The organism is Nocardia sp. NPDC004711 (genome assembly GCF_053601595.1).
The window spans coordinates 1-1,414 of the sequence record NZ_JBSGCB010000184.1 but is presented as its reverse complement, the minus strand read 5'-3'; the positions used below and the strand labels follow the sequence as shown (position 1 = coordinate 1,414).

The 1,414-nt window shown below is 66.3% G+C and carries 1 protein-coding gene; it reads left to right on the top strand.

All coding sequences use genetic code 11. The annotated features are described in order from the left end of the window. The first annotated feature begins 232 nt into the window (after positions 1 to 232). The gene (locus ACWEKS_RS49340) at positions 233 to 1,393 is read left to right on the top strand and encodes an IS110 family transposase (RefSeq protein WP_452346604.1); all 1,161 of its coding nucleotides are present in this window, start codon (positions 233 to 235) and stop codon (positions 1,391 to 1,393) included. Positions 1,394 to 1,414: the final 21 nt, after the last annotated feature.

The window sequence follows — 1,414 nt, the reverse complement described above, 5'->3', positions numbered from 1 at the left end:
CGGCTACTTAAGACTGGTGTTAGGGCCGGGTCCCGGCCAGGATTCGGTCCAGGTGCCCGGTGGGATGCTCGGTCAATCGGCTGCCCGCCAGCATGATTCGGTGTGGCTCTCTCATGGCTTGCCTCCCACCGGGTGCCGTGCGGGAGTGGCTGGAAAGGGGTCTGCCCGGCTCGAAGTAGCGGTGCCCTCCTCGCACGGACACCAACCCATTGCGAGGCAGAAAGGGACGCCGGTGACCGTCATCATCGGGATGGATCCGCACAAACGCTCGGCCACCATCGAGATCATCGATCCCGCAGGCCATATCCTGGCCGCCGGCAGATACACCACCGACACTGTCGGCTATACCGAAATGCTCACCACTGCACAGCAATTCACTGACAGGGTCTGGGCGGTCGAGGGCTGCAACGGCATCGGCCGCCACCTCGCCCACCGCCTGGTCCACGACGGCGAAACCGTGGTCGACGTGCCCGCGAAACTCTCCGCGCAGGTGCGGGTCTTCGCCACCGGCAACGGCCGCAAAACCGACCCGGTCGACGCCCACTCGGTCGCTCTGGCCGCCCTGCACGCCCCGAACCTGCGTCGCGTCCAGCTCGATCCGGAACTGGTCGCACTCGGCCTGCTCGCCGACCGACGCGACGAACTCGGCCGCGCCCGCACCCAAACCCTCAACCGCATCCACCGGATCCTGCTCGACCTGATCCCCGGCGGCGCCAACAAATTCCTGTCCGCACCCCAGGCCCGCGACCTGATCACCGACCTGCGCCCGAGCGATCCGGTCGGGCGGGTCCAGCTGCGGCTGGTCATCGAGCTGATCGAGGAACTCGAAACCATCGACCGCAAAACCAAAACCGCCGACAAAGAACTACGGCAACTCGTCCTCGACCGCGGCTCGACCCTCATGGACCTGCACGGCATCGGACCCTCCAGCGCGGCAAGGCTTCTGGCCGACACCGGTGATATTCACCGTTTCGCCACCCGCGACCGGTTCGCGTCCTGGAACGGCACCGCGCCTCTGGACGCGTCCTCCGGTGACCAGCAACGGCATCGGCTCTCCCGTGCCGGCAACCGCCGAATCAACCGCGTCCTGCACATCATGGCCGTGGTCCAGCTGCGCCATCCCACCGCCGGGCGCATCTACTACGACGCCCGACGAGCGGGCGGGAAGACCTCGATGGAAGCGATGCGCGCACTCAAACGGCGACTCTCCAACACCGTCTACGCGCGGATACTCGACGACCAGCGAAAACGTGAATCAGCAGGCCCGGGAGGGCAAACGGGAACGACTCCTGACTCCAGCGCGACCGGGCTTCAACCCGCACCCGATCCTTCGGACAAGCCACATCCCGGACCCACCAACCAGGCTAACCCCACACCCACATCCCGGTCTTGACATAAAGGGGAGCCATGAGCG